The sequence below is a fragment of the Janthinobacterium sp. 61 genome (assembly GCF_002846335.1).
Taxonomy (GTDB): domain Bacteria; phylum Pseudomonadota; class Gammaproteobacteria; order Burkholderiales; family Burkholderiaceae_D; genus Janthinobacterium.
Genome location: NZ_PJMQ01000001.1, coordinates 5423222 through 5446140, shown reverse-complemented (window position 1 = coordinate 5446140; position 22919 = coordinate 5423222). Strand labels below are relative to the sequence as shown.

Sequence of the window (22919 nt, the reverse complement as noted above, 5' to 3'; positions counted from 1 at the left end):
CCTCACCGCTTATAGCGGCACGTCGGCCAGCAATTCCGGGCGCAGCGCGCGGATGCGCAGCTCCGTAAAATAGCCGCCCGCCTCGTTGTAGCGCAGGTAGTGGCGGCCGCAATTCAGGCAGCGGGCCACCTGGCTCAGGTTCGCGGGATAGTAGCGCGGCGCGATGGGCGCGTCGACGCTATCGTAGCGCGTGCCATCGGGATGGTATTCAGCGAAGGTGGGTTCCTCGTACGGGTCTTCGCGCAGGGTGCCGACCTCCTCGAAACGGTCGAGCTCCAGCGAGGTGGGAAGGCGCTGCCAGGCGTCCAGCGGCACCGTGCAGCAGCTGCATTTTTGAGTGACACCTGCCGAAGCGGCGGCCAGTGCGGACAAGGCGGGAAAGTCGATGAATAACATGCGTCAACCAGTACAAGGGGGCGGCCCTTGGCAACGAGCCTGGCCGCGCCCCTTATTCTAGCGCAATCGCATCCTGCCGATACGCGCACCGCATTTTGCCAGGAGCAGTTCCAGCAGCATCAGCATGCACGCGGAAATGAGCAGCAATGGCATCAGCGCACACATGGCGGCCGCCGCCAGCCAGGCCAGCGCGGAGGGCGAGGTCCAGGCGCCCGGCAGCAGCTTCGGCAAGCCCAGCGAGCCTGGCAGGCGCCGCTTGAAGAACATCACCCAGCCCGATACCAGCGAGAACAGCACGCTGGCGCCAAACAGGAGCAACAGCGCCTGGTTCCACCAGCCGAATTCACCCCGGTGAAACGGGATGCCGATGGCGGTGGCCTTGCCGAACGCCGTCTGCGCATCCCAGCCGGCGTAATACAGCGGCTTGCCGCTATAGGCATCGAATTGCAGGTCGAAGCGCAAGGTGGGCTGGCTGCGGTCGGCCATGGTGGCGCGCCACACATCGTCCTGGCTGGCCGGCGCCGTCAGCTGCACGGCAATGGCGGGTGCGTGACTGCGCGCCACTTGCCAGGCGCCTTGCCAGTCGAGCGGACCACCGGCCGCATCTTCGCTTGAATGAAGACCGCGCGGCACGGGCGGCGGCGCCTGGCCGCTGATATCGCGCAGCATGCGGATGCGCCCCCCCGCCTGCTGGCTCCATGTAAGCCCGGTCGTCAGGATGACGAAGCTGATGACGCCCAGCGCCACGCCGAGAAAAGCATGCCACTGGCGCCAGCCATTGCGGCCCCGCGCGCCCCGCTTGGGCAAGCCCGATTGCGCGCCGCTTGGCCACCACAGCACCACACCCGTCACCAGCATCACCATCAGCCAGCTGGCCGCCAGCTCGATCATCCAGCGCCAGCCATCGTTTTGCAGCAGGCGAGAATGCAGTTTCTTGGCCCAGTTGCCGAAGCGTTCACTGCTGGCCAGGCTGCCCAGCACGCGCGCATCATACGGATTCACATACACGACGATGGCTTGCGCGGGCAGGCCGAACTTCGGCTTGACCGGCGCGGCATGGCCGCCATGGCCCGCATGTTCATCCTGCGCGCCACCGGGCGGCGCAAACGCCACCTGCACCGCGTCGTCCTGTTGAAAAGGGGGCACCACGTGCTGCACTGTCCAGCCACGCGGCGCCGCCTTTTCCGCTGCCGCCACGGCGGCGTCCAGCGGCAGCATGGACGCTTGCGGCGCCACATGGTCAAGTTGCTGGTATAGCCTTGCCTCGATCTGCGGCGTGAACACATACAGAATGCCCGTCAGGGTGGCCAGCAGCGCAAACGGCGAGGCGATCAGCGCAGCCCAGAAGTGGATGCGCCAGTACAGGCTTTTACGCCGAGCGATAAGAAATTTTGCGTCGTCCATGGCCATCCTCACAGTGCATTGAAGGTGTAGCCCAGGCCCAGCATCACGCTGCGCGGCGCACCGGGCGTGTACTGGTTCTGCGTATTGGCCACGTAACTGCCCGTGCCCGCATAACTGCTACTGGCCGAATCGGCATAGCGTTTATCGGCCAGGTTGCGCACCTGCGCCCACGCTTCCAGCCCGCGCGCAAGCTGGTAGCTGGCACGCAGGTTCAGCAGCGCGTGGCCCTTGTACTCCACCGTGTTGGCATTGTTCATCCAGTAGCGGCCCTGGTGCACGGCTTCGAGCGCCAACCTGGCTCCGGCCACGGGCTTGTAGCCGATCTCGAACGAGGTGATGTCGCGCGGCGCCTGCGGCATGGTCCGCCCGCTGTAATCGAGGCTGGCGGACACCTGGTAGCGCAGGTAGCGGTGGCGCGAAATGGCCGTGGCGAAGCGCACGTCGAAGGGACCGCTGTCGTAGTTCAGACCCAGCTCCAGGCCTTCGCTGCGCGTACGGCCCGCATTGCGGTTTTCGCTATTGCCCGGCGAGAGTGTATAGCTGACGATGGTGTCGCGCCCGTCGAGCCGGTACAGCGCCGCGTCGAGTTTCAAGCGGCCCTGCAGGAAGGCCCAGCGCAAGCCCAGTTCATAGTTGTTGTAGACCGACGGCTGCAGGTCGGCGATGCCCGTCTTGCCATACAGCTGACTGACCTCGGGCGGGGTAAAGCCCTGGCTGACGTTCGCATACGCGCTGCCCGCCTGGCCGATGGCGTAGGTAGCGCCCAGCTTCGGGCTGAGGTGCGAAAAGCTGCGCGACTCGTCGGGCGCGCCGTAATTGACGCTGCCGCCCGGCGCCAGCTTGTTGTGGTAATCGTAGCGGATGGCATCCGAGCGTCCACCCAGCACCACGCGCGTACCCGCCAGCGGAGAAAACTCCCACTGCGCGAAGAGGGCCGTGTTCAGGATGTCCGTCTGATAGTCGCGCACGCCCTGGGGATTGCTTGCATTGGCCAGCGTATAGCGCAGATAGCGGCCCGTGGCGGTATCGCGCACAATGGACAGATTGTCGCTGACAAATGGATTATCGCTCTTGTCCACGTATACGCCGGCGACCAGGCGCGAACGCAGCCACGTGAATTCCTGCTGATGTTTCAAGTCCAGCCCCAGCGAATCGACATGGTTGTTGTTGATGACGCCCTTGCACAGCATGCCCGCGCAACTGCCTATGGAATACGCGGGAATCTGCCCATGGTCGTTCTTGCGCGTAAACACGGTGACGGTGCTCGTGCCATGGGCCGTCGTCTCGCCCTCCCACGCCAGATTCATGCGCGTGGTCTTGTCCTTGCGGTAAGTGAAAGTGTTCAGGCTCTTGCCCGGGGCATTGCGGTAGTCGTCTTCAAACAGGCTGCCCGTCATGGCCGCATCGAGATCCGTGTGGACGATGGTGGCGCGCAGCTGCGAGGTGGGGCTGAGCGCATAGTCGGCACGCAGCGAAAACGAATCCTTGTCGCCGTAGCTGTACTCTTGCCAGTTGTCGCGCGAACGGCGCGAACTGTAATGGGAAAAGCGCAGTCCCAGCGGGCCCCAGGTATCGCTGGCGGAGGTGTCGTAGCGGGTGAAGCCGCCCACGTTGTCGCGCCGCACGCCCACCTTGGCCGTCGGCGTGGCGCTGGCGCCAGCCGTCAGGAAATTGACGGCGCCACCGACGGCATTGCTGCCGTACAGCGAGGAGGCCGCGCCCTTCACCACTTCCACGCCGCTGGCCCCCGCCATGTTCATCTCGTTGAGCGAGTTGTGATTGAAGACGCCCAACGGGCGGATGGGAATGCCGTCTTCCAGGTACTGGTAGACGGCATTCGTGCCTATGGGCTGGCGGATGCTCATGCTGTGCTGCTCGTTGCCCAAGTCATTCCAGTACACGCCGGCGATGCGGTTGAGGATATCGCCCATGGTCTTGGGCTTGTCGCGCTCCAGGACAGCGGCGTTGACGACGCCGATGGCCTGCGGCGTCTCGGACAGCCACGATTGCGCGCGTGAGCCGGAAACGACGACGGTGTCGATGGCGTGATCGGATTGCGCCTGCGCGCAGGGGTAGGCCAAGGTGATGGCCATGGCCAGCACCAATAATTTCTTGTTCATGTGATTCTCGTTTAAGTGTGCGGATGCTGCCCGTCGCACTGGAAGGCGCGCAGGGCAAGCACTAAAAATGCAAAGACTTAAATGAGGGCGGGCGGCGCGCGCGATTGCGCGGTAGACCAGATGAACAGCGGGGACGGCGACTGGTAGTACAGGGCCGGAAAAATGGCCGTGCCGCTGGCGACGGGCAGCGGCAGCACGGGACTGGGCGGCAAGCCCACGGAACCCGCATGCGTGGAACAAAAGGCGCAATGCTCCATCTGCATGACCTTGCCGCCGGACTTGCCATCGGCGGCGCCATCATCGTCGACCTGGACGAAACGGATGCCGGCAACTGAGCAGATTTCCGCCCAGCCGGAGCCGGATTCCTGCTTGGCGTTGGCGACAGCCTGGGAAATCGATGGCGCGAGCGCCGCCAGCAGGATCGCAAAGCAGGCGATCCAGGCGGCAAAGCGGCGCGTGAACAAGGTCATTCCCATGGCCGTATTTTAGCAGCGGCCGCCGGGACTGGGTAGCGGAAAGCGGCTCACGCGGCCGGGCAGGCAGCGTTGCCGTTGTCAAAAGCACGCACCACGCCCGCCGCATCCGTGGCGATGCGGCCGACTGCACGGCGGTGACCCAGCACCAGTTCATCGTAGCCTTCACCCACCTTTTCATTGGCGACCGTGCGGCAAGTGACCACCTTGTTGCTGGCCAGCTGGCGCACGCTCCACACGGCATCGATCAGCGCATACCGGCCCATCACGGACTCGAAGCGCTGCACATTGGTGCTGATGCGATACACGGGCAGGTTGTCGGGATGCGGCGTGCGGAACACATCAATGGCGCCCAGGTCGCTGGTCACGGCCGTCGACAGGGCTTGGCCGATCTCCCCGGCCAGCGGTCCCGCCCAGCGCTGCTGCTCCAGCAATTCGATGCGCCCCGATGGCGCCGTCACGACGAACTGATTGCGGCTCACCTGTTGCGGCACGCTGACGGCCAGCACCTCGACATAGTATTTGACGGGTTTGGCCGGCAGCGCGTCGACGCCGCCGCCGAGCGTATAGAAATGCTCGGACTGGGGCGTGGAGCAGGCACCCAGCAGGACGGTCGCCAGCAGCGCGGCGAAGCTTACAAGGACAGGCTTCATCATTTTTCATCTCCTTTTTTACCGCGGATCAGCGACTCTGGATGCCGTTCCAGGTAATCCGACAGGGCATTGAGCGATTGCAGGGTTTGCGTTAGCTGCTGCAAGGCCTGGCGCACGTCAGACTGCAGCGGCGAATCCTTTTGCAGCACTTGTTCGGCCGTGCCGAAGGTTTGTTTCGCCGCCGTCAGGGTATCGCGCATTTCCGGCACCACCTGGCCATCGAGCTGCTTGAACAGGGTATTGGCCTGCTTGATGGTGGCGTTCAAATTGTTGCCGATCTCCGCGTACGGCACCTGATCGAGCTTGCGGGCGATGCTGGCGATCTGCGTCTGCAGCTCATCCAGGGTATTGGGCACGGTGGGCACTTCCAGCGGATACCTATTCAAGTCCAGCGCGACCTTCGGCGCTTTCGGGAAGAAGTCCAGCGCGATGTACAGCTGGCTGGTGAGCAGGTTGCCCGTGCGCAGCTGGGCGCGCAAGCCGCGGCTGACCATACGTTCGAGCACCTGGTGGCCGGCCGAGCCTTCCGCATCGTCGACGGCCGCCTTGAAGCGCATGCCCAGGCGCGCCGGATACAGATTGACGGTGACCGGCATGCGGAAGTTCTTCTTCACGGGATCGAACTCGATGCCGACCGAGCGCACTTCACCCAGCACGATGCCGCGGAAGTCCACCGTGGCGCCAGGCTGCAAGCCGCGCAGGGACTGGTCGAAATAGAATACGGTGGTAATGGCTTCACCATCGGGCTCGCGCATGGCGCTGGCCTCGTCGGCTGCCAAACGGTAGTTGGTACCGGCCGGCGCCGGTTCTTGGGGCCTGCGGCCATTTTCCGCCTCGAAGGCGATGCCGCCCACCAGCATGGCGGCCAAGGACTGCGTATTCAACTTGAAACCGTTGGAATCGAGGCGCACGTCGACGCCGCTGGCATGCCACCAGCGCGCATTCTTGCCGACGAATTGATCGTACGGCGCATTCACGAAGACCGACATGGTGATGCCGTTGCCATCCTTGTCCAGAGCGAAGCTGACCACCTTGCCCACGCGCAGGCGGTGGAAGAACAGGGGCGAACCGACATCGACAGAGCCGAGGCTGTCCGCATGCAGGGTGTACAGCTTGCCCTTCTGGTCACCTGCGACGGCGGGAGGGCTCTCCATGCCGACGAAGTTCTCCTTCTTCTGCTCCGACTTGCCCGTGTCGACGCCGATGTAGGCGCCCGACAGCAAGGTGCCCAGCCCTGTCACGCCGCTGGCGCCGATCTGCGGGCGTACCACCCAGAAGCGCGAATCGTCTGTAGCAAAGCGGCGTGCTTCCTTGCTCATGTCGATCGTCACCAGCACCTTGCTCAAGTCGTCGCCCAGGGTAATGGCGCGCACCTGGCCGATATCGACATCCTTGTACTTGACCTTGGTCTTGCCTGGCTCCAGTCCTTCTGCACTCTTGAAGCTGACTGTCACCGTGGGTCCCTGGTCGAGGATGGACTTGGCTGCCAGGCCGGCGCCGATCAGCGCGGCCAGCAGCGGAATGAGCCATACCAGCGACGGCAGCCAGCGGCTGCCCTGTTCCACATCGGGTTCAGGCAATGGACGGCCACCCGTTTCGGCAAGGTCGCCTGCTTCTTTGTCAGACATGCTGTTCTCCAATCACTGTATTGTTTCCGGTATTTGCCACCACCACGGGTTCTTCCTCACCAGGCACCTGCCCGTCGACGGGGTCCCAGATCAGGCGCGGGTCGAACTGCATCGCCGCCAGCATGGTCAGCACCACCACGGCGCCAAAGGCCAGCGCGCCGGGTCCGGCAGTGATCACGGCCAGCGACTTGAAGCGCACCAGCGCCACCGTCAGGGTGACGACAAAGATGTCAAGCATGGACCAGCGGCCGATGAATTCGACCATGCGGTACAAGATTGTGCGCTGGCGCGGCCGCCAGCGCGAGCGCCGCTGCGCGGTGAAGGCCAGCAGCGCCAGCACGCCCAGCTTGAGCATGGGCACGACCACGCTGGCGATGAAAATGATGATGGCCAGGCCTTTCGAACCGCTGGTCCAGAACAGCACCACGCCGCTCATGATGGTGTCGTTTTGTGCGCCAAACAGGGAATACGTCACCATCACGGGCAGCAGGTTGGCGGGAATGTAGAGGATCATGGCGGCGATCAGCAGGGCCCAGGTGCGGTTGATGCTGTCCGGTTTGCGCACATGCAGGGCAGTGCCGCAACGCACGCACGCCAGATGCCTGCCCTTGCCCAGCGGCGGCGCCACCAGGCCACAGGCATGGCAGGGCAGCACCTTCGCGCCCGGCGCGAAAGCCTTGTAGCGGATGCCGGGCAGCGCTTGCCGCGTCAGATCGTCGCCCAGGTTCCACAGGGCCTTGGGGTCAAATGAGACGACGATGGCCAGCAGCAGGGTCAGCGCGCCAAACGCGAATAGCCCCGGTTGCGGCAGCACGGTGGCAAGACTGGTCATCTTGACGACGGTAATGAGGATGCCGATCATCAGCACCTCCGTCATGCCCCATTCGCGCGCCGTCTGCACGGCGCGCAGCACGCGGTTAAAGCCCGGCACCTTGACGCCGCCGCGCAGGCCCAGCGCCACATACAGCAGGGAGCCCAGTTCGATGGCAGGGAAGAGGATGGTAAACAGGAAGACCATCGTTGCCACCACCTGCATCTGCTCGGACCACAGCACGCGGATGGAGCCGAGCAAGGTGGCGCTGGAGGTCAGGCCATTGACGTCGAGTTCGACGATGGGGAAAAACTGCGCGATCAGGAAGACCAGGGCGGCGCCCAGGGTCAGGGCCACCACCTTGGTCAATTCGGCCGATGCGCCCCGCGCGTGGGCGCCCCGGTATAGCACCGAGCGGCAACGGATGCAGCGCGCCTTCTCGCGTGGACGCAGCGGACGTTTGCGGTACAGCACACCGCAGTCATGACAGCTAATCAGGTCGTATCGGTGCACAGTGTGAAGTTTGCCGGCGCGCAAGCGCGACTATCTCATGATAATGCCAGCAATCATGACAGAATTGGCATTTTCCTGCACTGCAGCACTATTCTTTTCCCCTCCCCTGCAGCAGCGTCTCGACGGCGCGACCGATTTTCAGCACCTTGTCATCGGCGCCCGCCAGGGCACAAATACCCAGGCCCACAGGCAGTTCGCCATCCGCATGGCAAGGCAGGGACAAGGCGCAGCCGTCGAGGAAGTTGATCACGCTGGCATTGCGCAGCACCAGGCCATTCGTGGCGAAGAAGGTGGCATCGTCCGCGTCCAGCGGCTCGACCTGCGGAGCCACGATGGCCACGCTGGGCATCAGCCAGGCATCGTATGGCGCCAGGCGCCGCTCTGCAACGGAGATCAGGCGCGCGCGCGCATCGAGCAAATCGATGTAGTCAGACGCGCCCTGCTGCTGGCCGCGGCGGATGCGCGCCGCCACGCGCTGGTCGTACTGCGCGCCCTTCTCTTCAAGCAACACCCTGTGCCAGTGCCACGCTTCGGCCGCCACCAGGCCACCGCCGCCATTGATCGTCGGAAGCTCCAGCAATTCCGGGAAATCGAACTGTTCCACCTGCGCTCCGGCCGCGCGCAACTTCTCCAGCGCGCGCTCAAAAGCCTGCTGCACCTGCGGCTCGACATTCGCGCCTACGTAATCAGTCGTAAAACCGAAGCGCAAGCCTTTCAGGGCTGGCGCGCCATCGGAGATATTTTGGCCGGACAAGGCCGCATACAGGATGGCGCAGCAATCGACACTGTGGGCGATGGGGCCGGCCGAATCGAGGGAGCGCGACAGCGGTACCGTGCCAGCCAGCGATACGGAAGCCGCCGTCGGCTTGAAACCGGTCAGGCCGCAAAAAGCGGACGGGATGCGGATCGAGCCGCCCGTGTCCGTGCCCAGCGCGCCGGCCGCCATCGCCAAGGCCACCGTCACGGCGCCGCCCGAGGTGGAGCCGCCCGCCACGCGTGCGCGGTCATGCGGGTTGCGCGGCGTGCCGTAATGGGGATTCAAGCCCAGGCCGGAAAACGCGAATTCACTCATGTTGGTGCGGCCCAGCAGGATGGCGCCGGCCGCGCGCAGGCGTGCCACGGCGCCCGCATCCGCATCGGCGGGCGGCGCATCGGCCAGCGCCAGCGAGGCGGCGCTGCTGACTTGCCCCTTGACGTCGAACAGGTCCTTGATCGAGATGGGCACGCCGGCCAGGGGCGAGGCAACGATACCGGCCGCGCGCGCCGCATCGCTGGCGCGCGCCTCGGCCAGCGCCTGTTCGCCATCGAGGCTGACATAGGCATGGCCGCCCTGGGCCTGGTGCGCCTCGGCGCGCGCCAGCATGCGCTGCGTCAGTTCCACGCTGGTGATGCGGCCTGCGGCCAGGTCGGCCGCCAGTTCGCGGATGGTCTTGCTCAGCTTGCTCATTGTCTTATCCTTCCACGGGCAGGGTTTGCACGGCATAGCGGTGCTGCAGGCGGCGCTGCAAGGCTGGATCATACAGCTCCAGCGCGAACGCGTCGCCATGGCCCATCTCGCCGATGATCGGCTGCGTGCCGCAGAACATGGCGCTGCCCACGGGCAGGGTCGTTTGCCCCGTGTAGCGCAAGATCAGGTCTTCCGGCGACAGCATGCGCGTCACGGGGCCGTCCTGGTACAGGGCCGGTACGCCTGCGCGCTCGCGCCAGGAACGCATCTGCAACTGGTCCCAGTGGCCGGCCACGTCGGCATAGCGCCACAGGGTATCGCCCACGGGCTTGCCGCACATCTGCTTCGACACCGTCACGCCATAGCTTTCCACTTTGCGGTCCGTATGGTCGGAGCCGATCCCTACCAGCAGGCCGTATTGCGTGGAAAACAGCACGAATTCGGCCTCGCCGGACGAGTCCAGGCCCGGCACTTCGATGGCGGAATCGCTCGACAGCAGCGCCGCCGCCACGCGGTAAAACGTCGGCACGCTTTTCGGGCGTGCCACGCCGATGGCTTCCAGTTCGGCGATATGGTGCTCGACCATCGCCATGTCGCGGCCCGTCCAGCCGGCGATGATGAGTTGATCGATGTCGAAGGTAACGGGGCCGTGGCCTGCCAGTTGAAAACTCAATGTCGTCATGATGTTATTCCTCAAGGGGGCCGCGGCCCGTTTCGCGCGCCGCAAAGACTGCCGCGCCGGTGATCAGGAGCGCCACCGCCACATACAGCGAGACGGCCATGGTGCTGTTATAAGAGCGGTACAGGCTGGCGATAACGAGCGGCGCGAAACCGCCGCCTATGACGCCGGCCAGGGTATAGGCCAGCGAGGAACCCGCATAGCGCACCTTGGTAGGGAATTGCTCGATGACGAAGGCCGCCTGCGGGCCGTACATGATGGCGTGAATGATCAGGCCCACGACGACAGCCGTGACGATGGCGGCAGGGCTGGCAGTATCCAGCAGGGTGAAGAAGGCAAACGCCCACACCAGCCCCAGGATGGCGCCCAGCGCATACACGGGGCGGCGGCCAATCTTGTCCGACAGGGCGCCAAACAGCGGCACCGACAGCGCATTACAGGCAGTGCCGATCATGATGGCGCTCAAAGCCAGGGTCGAAGACAGGTGCAGCACGGTGGTCACATACGTCAGGGTAAACACCACCACCAGCGCATACAGCACGTCAGAGCCGATACGCACGCCGCCGGCGATCAGCAGACGGCGCCAGTAGAGGCGCAGCACGTCGCCGATCGGCGCTTCGGCCTTGGCGTCCTGCTGGTCGAGTTCCTTGAACAGCGGAGTTTCCTCGATGCCGCTGCGTATCCACATGCCAAAGGCCACCAGCAGCAGGCTGGCGATGAACGGCATGCGCCAGCCCCAGTCCATGAACGCTTCATGCGGCAGCAGATAGGTAATCAGGCCGATGCAGCCGGTCGCCAGCAAGGTGCCGAACGATGGCCCCACCTGCGTCCACGACGCGTTGCGGCCCCGCTTGTCCGGCGCACCGTGTTCGACGGAGATCAGTACGGCACCCGCCCATTCGCCACCGAGCGCGATTCCCTGAACGAAGCGCAGCGCCACCAGCAGGACCGGACTCCAGATGCCGGCCGTCGCATACGTGGGCAAGAGGCCCATCAGGCCCGTCGTCACGCCCATCAGCATCAGGGTCACCACCAGCACCCAGCGACGTCCAAGCTTGTCGCCCAGGTGGCCAAAGATCACGCCACCGATGGGACGCGAGATATAGCCAACCGCATACGTGGAAAAGGCCAGGATGGTACCTGTCAGCGGATCGAATGAAGGGAAGAACAGATGGTTGAAGATCAGCGCGGCCATGGTGTTGTAGACGGTGAAGTCATACCATTCCAGGGTCGTGCCGACCATGCTGGCCGTGGCCAGGCGGCCCGTCTTGGGTTTTTCGCCCGGTACCGCAGTGCTGGCGTGTGCATGGGTCTGCGCCGTGGTGTGTGTCGTCATAGCCTACCTCTCTCGTCAGTTTTATTGCAGGCCCGGTGCAGGATGCTTTGCCCTGCGCCGTGGCCCGTGTCTCGTGTTATCAGTGCCGGCAAGATGCGCGCTTGCGCGTCAGGCGGCGTGCAAATCGGCCTCGCGCAACTGCCAGGACAGCTGCAGGATGGCCGCATCTTCCCCGTCGAGGCCCAGCGCCGAGCTGGCTGCATTGGACGCCGCCATGGCGGCGCTTTCGGAAGATGCATCGATCAGCAAGATCGGATCGAGCACGCGGCCTTCCTTCCGTTCCGCTGGCAGGGGACCGGACAGATCGGCGTCGGGCGTCAGCAAGCGGGTGGCAATGACGCCATCGATCTGCAGCAATGTCGCGCCCAGCGCCGCCATGCCCGCCACGGCTTGCGCGTCCTGGCCGATGGCTGGCGCCCCCAGGCGCAGCACGGCCAGCCAGGCGCCCGTGCCCATGCCCGTTTCCGCCTCGATGGCGCAGACGCGGCGCATCGGATCCACCATGCGCTGCAGATTCGCCACCGACCATGGGGTCTGCTGGCCAAAGGCCTTGAAGTAGTCGGCTGTCTGGAAAGCGGCTAGCGACACAGTGCGGTACAGGCCCAGGTATTTGCGGGGCCCGCGCACACTCTGGTAGCGCGTGCCGCTGACGAAGCCGGGAATGCGCACGCGCTCTTCCACGTGCTCGCGGTCGTACCAGCGGTTGAAATCGAGTTCGTGTTCCGGGTCTGTGCTGGTCCAGACGAACAGCATGCCTGGCAAGGTGGTGGTGGACGTCGTCATGATGGTTCCGTTCTGCGTTGTAAGAGGAGTGCCAACCCAGAATAGGTGGCGCGCCATCACTTGGCAAACGGGTTATTCTGAACGCGACTGATAAGTTTTTCTTGTGGGTCGCGGTGATAACGGCAACTTAATTGTCACGCCCGCGTCCCGGCGCCATACTCCTCGCCCAGCGCCAGGGTGAACCTGGCCGCCTCCTCGCACGCCAGCATGGCCACCAGCTGGATCGCCTCCGTGGTGATGTCTTCGCTGTAGCTGATGACAATGCGCTGCGGCGCCAGGCTGCTCACGCAGGGAATCAGGGCGATGTTGCCCTGCTCAATTTCCTCGCGCAGGGGCGCCAGGGGCAGCACGGCGATACCGAAACCGGCCTTTACCAGGCGCACGATGGCGGAAATCGAGCTGACACAATGGACACGGCCCAGCTGCACGCCCTCGTCCTGGCACAGCGCCTTCAATGCGGAATGCGGCTGCGAGCCACGGTTCATGGTGATGATGGGGTGCTGCGCCAGTTGCGCCACCGTGAACGGCGCACCCGTATCGGGCCAATCGGCTGCCCTGCCAGCCCAGCCCATGGCGATGGCGCCGCTACCCGAGCTGCGGATATGGTCGCCCGTCAGCATGTCCGTCTGCAGCGCGATATCGAGCTCGCCCTGCTGCAGCTGTTCGTGCAGGCGGCGCGTCGATTCGGAGGTCAATTGAATCTCGATGCCGGGATAGCGTTCCTGCACCCGCTGCAGGAAGGGAATCAGCCAGGTATGCACGATGGTTTCAATGACGCCGATGCGTACTTCACCCGTGATCTGCGCGGGCGAGGAATTGGCCGCATACATGTCGCGGCACAGTTCCAGCATGCGCTCGGCATACACAAGCAGGTTGCGCCCGGCGAAAGTCAGGCGGATTTCACGCGCGTCGCGGTCGAACAAGCGCGTGCCGAAGTCCTGCTCCAGCGAGGCGATGCGGTTCGAAATGGCCGCCTGCGTGATGTGCAGCTTGTCGGCCGCCGTGCGAAAGCTGCCCAGCCGCGCAGCCCAGACAAACGCTTCGAGAAAACGGGTATTCAATTTGGCTCTTCAATCAATGGGGGCTATTCTTCACAGTTTGAGTGTTCGCCCCATTGTAAGCCAAAGCGCCCTGCCCTATTTTTCGCCCAAGAAGTCAAGCAGGGTCAGGGCGACGATCTTGCTGGCCTTGCGCAAATCGTCCAGCGCCAGGCGCTCATCGGCCTTCTTTGCGTTCGACTCGGGCACTGTGCGCGGGCCAGCGCCATACAGTACGGCGGGGATGCCCCGTTCGCCGTACAGGCGCGCATCCGCATACAGCGGCGTGCCGACGGAGGGGATGGTTTCGCCCAGGATGGATTGCGCATTCTTTTGCAGGCTCTCGACCAGTTGCTCTGAGCCGGGCAAGGGCCGCAGCGCATGCGACAGCAGCAGGCGGCGGATCTCGATGCGGATGCCCGCTTCGCCGCGCACGGCGTCTTCGATCAGCGCACGCACCTGCGCTTCTACCGCCACCGGATCTTCTTCTGGAATCATGCGACGGTCCATCTTCATGACGACCTTGCCCGGCACCACATTGGTATTCGTGCCGCCGTCGATGCGTCCCACCAGCATGGTCGGCGAATCGATGCCTGCCACTTTGGACTTGATCTTTTTCAGCTCCGGCAACTGGCCATAGATGGCGTTGAGGATCTTGTTGGCCGCCTGCAGCGCGTCATGTCCCGTCTCCGGCATGGAGCCGTGACCAGACTTGCCGTGCACGGTGATTTCCAGCTGAAGGCAGGCGTTGTGCGCGGTGACGATGCCATAGCTGAAACCGGCGGCGATGACAAAATCGGGCTTCGTCAGTTGCTGTTCCAGCAGCCATCCCGGCCCCAGCAAACCGCCGAATTCCTCGTCATAGGTGAAGTGAAGTTCCAGTTGGCCCTTTAGTGGAACGCCCAGCGCTTCGAGCGCGCGCGCGGCAAACACATAGGTGGCGAAGTCGCCCTTCGAGACGGCCGTCGCGCGGCCGTAGATATAGCCGTCGTCGATCTGGCCGCCATACGGCGGATAGGTCCAGTTGTCGCCGGGCGGTACCACATCGCCATGCGCATTCAGCGCCACCGTCGGCCCGCCCGCCGCATACGGCCGGCGCACGATCAGGTTGGTGATGCTCTGCATGCCATACGCCGCCACCTGGTCCGCTGGCACGGCATGTTTTTCCGCCTGCCAGCCATATGCCTGCAGCAGTTGCGCTACCAGTTCCGCATGCGGTGCGTTGTTGCCGGGCGGCGTATCCGTCGGCTGCTGCACCACCTGCTGTAGAAATGCGACTTCTTCGTCGAAGTGATCGTCGATCCAGGCCGTGATTCGTTCCGCTTGCGTTGTCATTTTGCTCCTTGCATGGTCTGTTGCAGCCAGGCGCCCAGTTCACTGCGCTCGGCCTCCGTCATGTTGGTCAGGTTGCCGATCGGCATGGCTTTAAGCTCGATGGCCTGCTTATAAATTTGCGCCGCGTGCTGGCGAATTTCCCTTTCATTATCCAGCATCATGCCGGCCGGCGCCGTGGCGAAGCCCGGCTGCGTGGGCTGGGCCGAATGGCAGGTGGCGCAGCGCTGGGCGATGATGGCATGCACGCTCTTGAACTGCGCGGCCGGGTCCACCGTCGGCGCGGCCGCCACGGCCACGGGCGCTTTCGGCGCAATGGCCACGGCCACTGCCATCAGCAGGGCCACGCCGATGGCCGGATAACGCCACTCGACACGGCCCTTGTGGCGCAGGTTGAAGAAGTGGCGGATGAAGACGCCGGCCGCCATGATCAGCGCCAGCACCAGCCAGGCGTGATCGTTCCGATAGGTCATCGCATAGTGGTTGCTGATCATGATGAACAGCACCGGCAACGTAAAATAATTGTTATGCACGCTGCGCTGCTTGGCTTTCATGCCGTGCTTGGGGTCGGGCAGCTTGCCGGCCGCCATGGCTTCGACCATCTTGCGCTGGCCGGGAATGATCAGCATCAGCACATTGGCCACCATGATGGTGCCGATCATGGCGCCCACGTGGATGTAGGCGGCGCGCCCGCTGAGCAAGTGCGTGAGCACATACGCGGCCCCGACGATCAGCGCGAACACCGTCACGCCAAACCACAGTTCATATTGCGCCAGCTTGGACCGGCACAGCAGGTCGTACACGGTCCAGCCGATGACGAGGGTGGCGATGCCGATGCCGACAGCCTGGCCGCTGGAAATATCGGCCACGGATTTGTCGATCATCATGGCCTGCGCATTGAAGTAGTAGGCAATCGTCAGCAGCGCAAAACCGGACAGCCAGGTCGAATACGCTTCCCACTTGAACCAGTGCAGTTCCTTTGGCAGTTCGGCGGGCGCCACCAGGTATTTTTGCGGGTTGTAGAAGCCGCCGCCATGCACGGCCCACAACTCTCCCGACACGCCCTTCTTCGCCAGCTCGGAGCCAGGCGCGGGCGGACGGATCGAATTGTCGAGCCAAACAAAATAAAAGGAAGCACCGATCCAGGCGATGCCCGTGATGACGTGCAGCCAGCGGACGATCAGGTTCAGCCACTCAAGGCCGTACGGAATCAGGTAGGCAAATACTTCCATAAATTTCCTCTAGTCAGACCGAAGCCATATTCGTGCCAATCTACACAAGATAAACGGATTTACCGCCCTTCACATGAAAAATATCGTATATTTGACATATTCAAATCGATATACAACAGAGCCGCCGCCACATGTCCAGCCTGCCGCAACACCTCGACCTGCACTTGATCCGCATCCTCTACCTGCTGCTGGTGGAAAAGAATGTCTCGCGCGTGGCGCTGAAACTCAATCAGCCGCAGCCCTCGATCTCCGCCTCCTTGCGCAAGCTGCGCGAACTGACGGGCGACCCGCTGCTCGTGCGCGGCGCGCGCGGCATGGTGCCCACCCAGCATGGAGAAAGTCTGCTCAATCCGGCCAAGCGCATCCTCGACCAGACGGAGAGCCTGTTCGTCAAGAAGACGCCATTCGTGGCGCAGGAAGAGGCGCGCACCTTCCATATCGCCGCGCCCGACTACCTGGACAGCCAGTTCCTGCCCAACGTGGTGGCCCTGCTGCGCCGCGGCTCGCCGAAAAGCCGCGTGGTGCTGCATAGCCTGGGACCGGGCATCGACCATATCCGCCAACTCTCCGACGGTGGCCTGGACCTGGTCATCGCCAACTGGGACGAGCCGCCCGCCCACCTGCATATCTCGAAGCTGTTCGAAGACCCCATCATCTGCGCCATGCATGCGGAAAATGCCTATGCGCGGCGCACGGCCAGCGACGCCATGACCCTGGACGATTATCTGAGCCTGCCCCACGTGGCGCCGTCGCAGATGATGCCCGGCTACCACGGCGTGATCGATTCCTTCCTCGAACGGCAAAACCTGCAGCGCAACGTGGTGGTGGAATCGGCGTATTTCGGCCTGATCCCCTACATGCTGACGCAGACGGATCTGGTGCTCACCACGGGCCGGCAATTCATGCGCTTCTATGAAAAGACCCTGCCGCTGAAAACGTATACCGTGCCATTGAAATTCCCGCCCATGCGCTTTTACCAGCTGTGGCACCAGCGCGTGCACCAGGCACCCGAGCATAAATGGCTGCGCGACCAGGTCAGCGCGGCCGCCAAGGCGCTGGTGCAGCGATAGCAGCTATCAGCGCGCGCATATAATGGACGCCAGGACAGGGCGCTATCATCACCGCTTGCATGATCGGAAAACCATGACCACCCTTTCAGACCTGAACACCAGCAGCCAGGCCGACTTTATTGCGCAACTGCATGGCATCTACGAACATTCGCCCTGGATACCCCAGCGCGCGGCAGCGGCCATGCCGTTTGCCAGCCTGACGGCCCTGAAGATGGAGCTGCAGCGCGTGCTGGCCCAGGCCTCTCCCGATGAGCAGCTGGGGCTGATCCGCGCCCATCCCGAGCTGGCAGGCAAGGCCGCCATCGCGGGGCAACTGACGGCGGAGTCAACGCGCGAGCAAGCCAAGTCCGGCTTGAACCTGTGCAGTCCCGAGGAATTTTCCACCCTGCAGCGCCTCAACAGCGAATACAACGCCAAGTTCGGCTTTCCCTTCATCCTGGCCGTCAAGGGCCCGACGGGCGAAGGATTGACGCGCCAGGACATCATCGCCACGTTTGCGCGGCGCCTGAAAAACCGGCCTGCCGATGAACTGGCCGAATCGCTGCGGCAGATCAAGCGCATCGCCGAACTGCGCCTGAACGACCTGTTCGACGTGCGGCTGGACTTCGGCCCGGCCATCATGCAGCAGGCGGAAACGCTGGCCGGCTGGAGCGACAGCGATTACAACCTCACCTGCGCCTACCTGACGCCAGCGCACCAGAAGACGGCCGCGCAACTGGCCGACTGGATGCGGGAGGCGGGCATGCAGGTGCAGATCGACGCCGTCGGCAATGTCGTCGGGCGCTATCTGTCGGACGCGCCTGGCGCGAAAACCCTGATGACGGGATCGCATTACGACACTGTGCGCAACGGCGGCAAGTACGATGGCCGGCTGGGCATCGTACTGCCGATCGCCGTCGTGCGCCATCTGCATGAGCGGGGTGAAAAGCTGCCCTTCCACGTCGAGATCGTCGGCTTCGCCGAAGAGGAAGGCGTGCGCTTCAAGAGCACATTCCTGGGCAGCACGGCCATCACGGGCAAGTTCGACTTGTCTCTGCTGGAACAGCTTGACGCAGATGGCGTGAGCATGCGCGAGGCGCTGGCCGCCGCCGGCCATGAAGCGGCCGCCATCGGCACCATCGCACGCGATCCCGCCAATTTGCTCGGCTATGTGGAAGTGCATATTGAGCAGGGGCCCGTGCTGCTGGAGCGCGACCTGCCACTGGGGATCGTCACGGCAATTGCCGGCAGTTCGCGTTACCTGGTCAATCTTGGCGGCGTGGCCAGCCATGCGGGCACCACGCCCATGACCATGCGCAAGGATGCGGCCAGCGCAGCCGCCGAAATCATCCTGCTGGTCGAACACCGCTGCAGCCAGGGCGATGCGCTGGTGGGCACGGTGGGCCAGCTGCAGGTGCCCAACGGCTCCGTCAACGTGATCGCAGGCGCCTGCACCCTGTCGCTCGACATCCGCGCCGCCGTCGATACCGTGCGCCAGGCGGCCGTCGACGATATTCTCGACGGCATCGCCGCCATCTGCGCGCGGCGCCAGATTGACTACCAGCTGGAACTGCTGCTGTCGGCGCGTGCAGCGCCGTGTGCGCCGTGGCTGATGGCGCAGCTGGCGCAGGCCGTGGAATCGGTCGGCATCGAACCATACACGTTGCTGTCTGGCGCCGGCCACGACGCCATGGCCATGGCCGCCATCACCGACGTGGCCATGCTGTTTACCCGCTGCGGCAATGGCGGCATCAGCCACAATCCGCTGGAAACCATGACGGCGGACGACGCCGACATCGCGGCGCGGGCGCTGCTGGCGTTTTTGCGCAACTTCCAGCCCAAGCCCTGAGTGGCGGACGTGGGCCGGTGACCTATACGGCCACGGCCCGCTCCAGCATTGCGTGCAGCAGCACATTGCAGCCAGCTTCCAGGTGCTCGGGCTTGGCATCCTCGATTTCATTGTGGCTGATGCCGTCCTTGCACGGTACGAAAATCATGCCGGCCGGTGCCAGCCTGGCCGCATAGATGGCGTCGTGGCCGGCGCCCGACACCACGTCCATCACGGAATAACCGAGCTTTGCGGTGGCATTGCGCACGGCGCCCACGCAGTCGGGGTGGAACGGGCATGGCGGATAATAGGAAACCCGTTCAAGAGATATATCCAGTCCCGTACCGGTGCGCGTAGCGTCGATGAAAGCCGTGATTTCGCCATGCATGGTGTTGAGCAGTTCGTCGTTCACATTGCGCAGGTCGATGCTGAATTTGACTTCGCCGGGAATCACGTTGCGGCTGTTAGGGAAGACCTGCACCATGCCCACCGTGCCGCGCCCATACGGCGGGTAGCGGTTGGCGATGGCGACGACTTCCTGCATGATGCTGGTGGCCACCTGCAGCGCATCCTTGCGCAGGCCCATGGGCGTGGGTCCCGCATGCGCTTCCATGCCCGTCACCACGCAGTCGTACCACGACAACCCCATCACGGCAGGCACTACGCCGATGACTTTATCGGCGTCTTCCAGCACAGGACCCTGCTCGATATGCGTTTCAAAATAGGCGCCGATGGGATGGTCGCCCGGCACCTGCTCGCCCTTGTATCCGATGCGCGCCAACTCCTCGCCCACCGTTTTTCCTTCCGTGTCTTTCGCCGCGTAGGCGGTTTCCAGCGAGAAGGCGCCGCAAAAGACGCCGGAGCCCATCATCACGGGCACGAAGCGCGAGCCTTCTTCGTTGGTCCAGAACGCCACCTCGATGGGTGCCAGCGTCTTGATCTGTAAATCGTTCAGGGTGCGCACCACTTCCAGGCCGGCCAGCACGCCGTAATTGCCATCGAACTTGCCGCCCGTGGGTTGCGTGTCGATATGGCTGCCCGTCATCACGGGCGGCAAGCTATTATTGGTGCCGTCGCGGCGCATGAAAACATTGCCGATCTGGTCGATGGTAATGCTCATGCCCGCCTCCGTGCCCCAGCGCACCACCAGGTCGCGCCCCTGTTTATCCAGGTCAGTCAGGGCCAGGCGCTTGACGCCGCCCTTTACTGTCGCGCCGATCTGCGCCAGTTCCATCAGGGCCGCCCACAGGCGCTCGCCATTGATACGCAATTCATCCATCGTCAACTCCTTATGCGGTGGTGGCGGAAAACGCGGGCCGTTCGATATAGCGTCCGGCCCCTTCGACGGCCATCAGCTCGCCCTTGTGGAACACCACCTTGCCGGCGGCAATCGTGGTGCTGGGGATGCCGCGCACGGTGCGCCCTTCGAAGACATTGAAGCCTCCCCTGGCAAACTGCGTGGCGGCGGAAATGGTGCGCGTGCCCTGCGGATCCCACAGCACGATGTCGGCATCGCTGCCTGCGGCGATGACGCCCTTGCGCGGATACATATTGAAGATCTGCGCCGCATTGGTCGACGAGACCTTGACGAACTCGGAGGGCGTCAGCATGCCGGAATTGACGCCAGCGTCCCACACGACGGCCATGCGCTCCTCGACGCCGCCGCAGCCGTTCGGGATGCGCGTGAAGTCGTCCTTGCCGGCCGCCTTCTGCTCGGCGCAAAAGGTACAATGGTCGGTAGCCGTCGTGTGCAGGTTGCCGCTTTGCAGGCCGTGCCACAGGGCCGCCTGATGGTGCTTGCCGCGAAACGGCGGGCTCATGACGTGGCCCGCCACGTAGTCGAAATCATCACTCTGGTAGACGCTGTCGTCGATCACCAAATGGCCAGCCAGCGCTTCACCATACACGCGCTGGCCATTGGCGCGCGCCCGCGTGATGGCGTCGAGCGACTCGGCGCACGAGACGTGCACGATGTACACGGGGGTATTAAGAACATTGGCGATGGCAATGGCGCGGTTGGCCGCCTCTGCCTCCACGGCAGGAGGGCGGGACAGGGGATGCGCCTGCGGCCCCGTGATGCCCTTCTTGAGCAGCGCCTGCTGCAACTGGAATACCAGCTCGCCGTTTTCCGCATGCACAGTCGGCAAAGCCCCAAGTTCCAGCGAGCGGGTAAAACTTTTCACCAGGGTTTCATCGTCGGCCATGATGGCGTTTTTATAGGCCATGAAATGCTTGAAACTGTTCACGCCATGCTCGCGAACGAGGGTGCCCATCTCTTCATGTACCTGCTCGCTCCACCATGTGATCGCCACGTGGAAGGTGTAGTCGCCGGCCGCCTTGGACGACCACTCGCGCCACTGATGATAGGCCTCGAGCAAGGATTGCTTGGGGGCGGGAATGACGAAATCCATGATGGTGGTGGTGCCGCCTGCAAGTCCCGCAGCGGTGCCCGTGAAAAAATCGTCCGACGTCACGGTGCCCATGAATGGCAAATTCATGTGCGTGTGGGTGTCTATCCCGCCCGGCATCACGTACAGGCCGCCCGCATCGATCACGGTGGCGCCGACCGGCACCGGCAAGTTCTCGCCGACCGCGGCGATCATGTCACCCTCGATCAGCACATCGGCGCGGAAGGCGCGGTCGGCGTTGACGACAGTACCGCCACGTATCAGTGTAGTCATCTTGTCTCCTTGAGTGATTACGACTGCGGCGCCTGCTGCACGTGCGCCACGGCCTTGCCCTTCATCATGATGCCGTAGACGACGGCGGCGATGGCCACGCCAACGAACCAGGCGTAGGTGTAGATGGCTTTAAAGCCTTCGGCCACGCCGGGAAACGCCGTGGGAAAGGCCGCATTCAGAAAACCGGGGATATTCGGCAGCACGGCAATGACAAAGGCGATCAGCGCTGCCATGTTCCAGCCATTGCCATATGAGTAGATGCCGTCATCGCGGTAAAGCTGCCTGACGTCGAGCTGCGTCTTGCGCACAAAGTAGTAGTCGACGATGAGGATGCCGGCGATGGGCCCCAGCAGGGCCGAGTAACCGATCAGCCACGTGAAGATATAGCCCTGCGTCGATTCGAGCACCTTCCACGGCATCATGACAATGGCGATGAAGGCCGTGATGTAGCCGCCCATCTTGTACGAAATCTGCTTGGGTGCCAGCGAGGAAAAGTCGTAGGCCGGCCCCACCAGGTTGGCCGCCAGGTTGACGCTGACCGTGTCGATCAGCAAGATGATCAGGGCGATCAACACGGCGGCACCCGTCATGCGGCTGGCCAGGTCGACAGGGTCCCAGATGGCCTTGCCGTACATGACCACGGAGCCTGCCGTGACGATCACGGCCAGCATGGCCAGCAATCCCATGGGCACGGGCAAGCCGATGGACTGGCCGATCACCTGGTCGCGCTGCGTCCTGGCAAAGCGCGTGAAGTCGGGAATATTCAGTGCCAGGGTCGCCCAGAAACCCACCATGGCTGTCAACGATGGCCAGAAAACGCTCCAGAACTGGCCCGCCTTCTTACCGCCGGGGATGAATTGCGATGGCTGGTCCAGCAGGCTGGCCACGCCGCCGGCCTTGCTGTGCACCCAGTACAGCAGCACGAAGCAGATGAGAATTTTCAAGGGCGCCGTATAGGTTTCCAGCTTGCGGATCGATTCCATGCCGTGCAGGATGTAATAGAACTGGATGGCCCAGAAAGCCAGGAAGCACAGCAACTGGCTGCCGTTGATGCCCAGGCCCGCGATCTTCTCGCCGCCCAGTTCATGCCCCATCAGCACGCCCATCAGGGTGTAAATCATCTGGCCACCGAACCACGTCTGGATGCCATACCAGCCGCAGGCGACAATGGCGCGCATCAGGGCCGGCAGCCGCGCGCCCATGGTGCCAAACGAGGCGCGCGCCAGTACGGCATACGGAATGCCGTACTTGGTGCCAGCATGCCCGATCAGGAGCATGGGCAAGAGCACGATGGCGTTGGCGAGAAATACCGTGAGCACCGCCTGGTAGCCGGACATGCCGCTGTCGATCAGGCTGGCCGACAGGGTGTAGGCGGGAATGCACATCACCATGCCAACCCACAGCGCGGCGAAGTGATACCAGCGCCAGGTGCGCTGCGCCGCAGTGGTGGGCGCAAGGTCTTCATTCCAGAGTTGCGTGTTGCCTGAATAGTCGTGGTTCACAGGTATGCTCCATCG

The 22919-nt window shown here is 63.6% G+C and carries 19 protein-coding genes; 2 read left to right on the top strand and 17 right to left on the bottom strand.

What is annotated here, in order from left to right; translation table 11 throughout:
* Positions 1 to 9 precede the first annotated feature (9 nt).
* From CLU92_RS24735 to CLU92_RS24670, 14 genes are all read right to left on the bottom strand, one after another.
* Entirely contained in the window at positions 10 to 396 is a 387-nt protein-coding gene (locus CLU92_RS24735; RefSeq protein WP_101484020.1) for a hypothetical protein, read from the bottom strand.
* Between the two features lie 57 nt (positions 397 to 453).
* Positions 454 to 1800, bottom strand: a complete 1347-nt coding sequence (locus CLU92_RS24730) for a PepSY domain-containing protein (protein ID WP_101484876.1) — start codon at positions 1798 to 1800, stop codon at positions 454 to 456.
* Between the two features lie 8 nt (positions 1801 to 1808).
* Positions 1809 to 3920 carry a TonB-dependent receptor gene (locus CLU92_RS24725; protein WP_257561729.1) on the bottom strand — a complete coding sequence of 704 codons (2112 nt, stop codon included), beginning with the start codon at positions 3918 to 3920 and terminating at the stop codon, positions 1809 to 1811.
* Between the two features lie 77 nt (positions 3921 to 3997).
* A complete protein-coding gene (locus tag CLU92_RS24720) occupies positions 3998 to 4396 on the bottom strand; it encodes a DUF2946 domain-containing protein (RefSeq protein ID WP_243858441.1) in 399 nt (132 codons plus the stop codon).
* 47 nt (positions 4397 to 4443) lie between these two features.
* Positions 4444 to 5049: a membrane integrity-associated transporter subunit PqiC gene (locus CLU92_RS24715; RefSeq protein ID WP_243858444.1), complete on the bottom strand. Its 606-nt coding sequence runs from the start codon at positions 5047 to 5049 to the stop codon at positions 4444 to 4446.
* Positions 5046 to 6674, bottom strand: coding sequence for an intermembrane transport protein PqiB (locus CLU92_RS24710; RefSeq protein WP_101484017.1), 1629 nt, complete (start codon positions 6672 to 6674; stop codon positions 5046 to 5048). Before CLU92_RS24710 ends, CLU92_RS24715 begins: the two co-directional genes overlap by 4 nt.
* On the bottom strand, positions 6667 to 7959 hold the full coding sequence (locus CLU92_RS24705; RefSeq protein WP_373918702.1) for a paraquat-inducible protein A: 1293 nt from the start codon (positions 7957 to 7959) through the stop codon (positions 6667 to 6669). Before CLU92_RS24705 ends, CLU92_RS24710 begins: the two co-directional genes overlap by 8 nt.
* A gap of 127 nt (positions 7960 to 8086) precedes the next feature.
* Entirely contained in the window at positions 8087 to 9445 is a 1359-nt protein-coding gene (locus CLU92_RS24700; protein WP_101484016.1) for an amidase, read from the bottom strand.
* A gap of 4 nt (positions 9446 to 9449) precedes the next feature.
* Entirely contained in the window at positions 9450 to 10127 is a 678-nt protein-coding gene (locus tag CLU92_RS24695) for a DUF2848 domain-containing protein (RefSeq protein ID WP_101484015.1), read from the bottom strand.
* Positions 10128 to 10131: 4 nt separating this feature from the next.
* The gene (locus tag CLU92_RS24690; RefSeq protein ID WP_101484014.1) at positions 10132 to 11460 is read right to left on the bottom strand and encodes an MFS transporter; all 1329 of its coding nucleotides are present in this window, start codon (positions 11458 to 11460) and stop codon (positions 10132 to 10134) included.
* A gap of 108 nt (positions 11461 to 11568) precedes the next feature.
* Complete coding sequence (locus CLU92_RS24685) at positions 11569 to 12243, bottom strand: DUF4286 family protein (protein WP_101484013.1); 675 nt, start codon at positions 12241 to 12243, stop codon at positions 11569 to 11571.
* Positions 12244 to 12377: 134 nt separating this feature from the next.
* Positions 12378 to 13304: a LysR family transcriptional regulator gene (locus tag CLU92_RS24680; RefSeq protein WP_101484012.1), complete on the bottom strand. Its 927-nt coding sequence runs from the start codon at positions 13302 to 13304 to the stop codon at positions 12378 to 12380.
* A 75-nt stretch (positions 13305 to 13379) separates the two neighbouring features.
* Positions 13380 to 14615 (bottom strand): ArgE/DapE family deacylase, encoded by a 1236-nt coding sequence (locus CLU92_RS24675; RefSeq protein WP_101484011.1) that lies wholly within the window; start codon positions 14613 to 14615, stop codon positions 13380 to 13382.
* Positions 14612 to 15844 (bottom strand): urate hydroxylase PuuD, encoded by a 1233-nt coding sequence (locus CLU92_RS24670; RefSeq protein ID WP_101484010.1) that lies wholly within the window; start codon positions 15842 to 15844, stop codon positions 14612 to 14614. Before CLU92_RS24670 ends, CLU92_RS24675 begins: the two co-directional genes overlap by 4 nt.
* A 131-nt stretch (positions 15845 to 15975) precedes the next feature.
* Here CLU92_RS24670 and CLU92_RS24665 point away from each other — a divergent pair, with 131 nt between their 5' ends.
* Together CLU92_RS24665 and CLU92_RS24660 are read left to right on the top strand one after the other, a co-directional pair.
* Complete coding sequence (locus CLU92_RS24665; protein ID WP_034754583.1) at positions 15976 to 16914, top strand: LysR family transcriptional regulator; 939 nt, start codon at positions 15976 to 15978, stop codon at positions 16912 to 16914.
* A gap of 73 nt (positions 16915 to 16987) precedes the next feature.
* Positions 16988 to 18742 carry an allantoate amidohydrolase gene (locus CLU92_RS24660; RefSeq protein WP_101484009.1) on the top strand — a complete coding sequence of 585 codons (1755 nt, stop codon included), beginning with the start codon at positions 16988 to 16990 and terminating at the stop codon, positions 18740 to 18742.
* Positions 18743 to 18764: 22 nt separating this feature from the next.
* Here the strand turns inward: CLU92_RS24660 and CLU92_RS24655 are convergent, their stop codons facing one another.
* Genes CLU92_RS24655 through CLU92_RS24645 form a run of 3 tightly spaced genes read right to left on the bottom strand, consistent with a single transcriptional unit; the run spans position 18765 to position 22904 of the window.
* Positions 18765 to 20000, bottom strand: coding sequence for a Zn-dependent hydrolase (locus CLU92_RS24655; protein WP_101484008.1), 1236 nt, complete (start codon positions 19998 to 20000; stop codon positions 18765 to 18767).
* Positions 20001 to 20010: 10 nt separating this feature from the next.
* Positions 20011 to 21402 carry a dihydropyrimidinase gene (gene hydA, locus CLU92_RS24650; protein ID WP_101484007.1) on the bottom strand — a complete coding sequence of 464 codons (1392 nt, stop codon included), beginning with the start codon at positions 21400 to 21402 and terminating at the stop codon, positions 20011 to 20013.
* A 17-nt stretch (positions 21403 to 21419) separates the two neighbouring features.
* Entirely contained in the window at positions 21420 to 22904 is a 1485-nt protein-coding gene (locus tag CLU92_RS24645) for an NCS1 family nucleobase:cation symporter-1 (RefSeq protein WP_101484006.1), read from the bottom strand.
* Between the last annotated feature and the right edge of the window lie 15 nt (positions 22905 to 22919).